This window comes from Pantoea sp. Ft-CA_14, assembly GCF_024520875.1.
Taxonomy (GTDB): Bacteria; Pseudomonadota; Gammaproteobacteria; order Enterobacterales; family Enterobacteriaceae; genus Pantoea; species Pantoea agglomerans.
The window spans coordinates 1-462 of record NZ_JALNPM010000032.1 but is presented as its reverse complement, the minus strand read 5'-3'; the positions used below and the strand labels follow the sequence as shown (position 1 = coordinate 462).

Here is a 462-nt window from a genome sequence, read left to right as displayed (position 1 = left end):
CTCTGACTGCCTGGGCATCCACCGTGTACGCTTAGTCGCTTAACCTCACAACCCACAGGCGTTTTACAACGCTGCGAATTGCAAGCATTTGAGAGACTCGAACGCATCGCCAAGTCATTCCTTATTACGGAGGAATGACGCGCTGCGTCGTTTCAATTTTCAGCTTGTTCCGGATTGTTAAAGAGCAAATATCTCAAACGCGGCCCGGCTGCTTACGCAACCAAATCGGTTTTGAGATACTGTATGGAGACACCTTTCACCTGTCACCAAGCAGGTGGCGTCCCCTAGGGGATTCGAACCCCTGTTGCCGCCGTGAAAGGGCGGAGTCCTAACCGCTAGACGAAGGGGACACAAAAGTGTCACGACTTCGCAGCCGTCCTGCTCATTACTTTTTATCAGACAATCTGTGTGGACACTGCGCGGGAAGGTATCTTCAGGTAAGGAGGTGATCCAACCGCAGGT

Annotated in this window: 1 tRNA gene; it reads right to left on the bottom strand. The window is 52.2% G+C overall.

Annotation, left to right across the window (positions count from 1 at the left end):
* Positions 1-275: 275 nt before the first annotated feature.
* Positions 276-350, bottom strand: a tRNA-Glu gene (locus NR195_RS22725).
* Positions 351-462 lie beyond the last annotated feature (112 nt).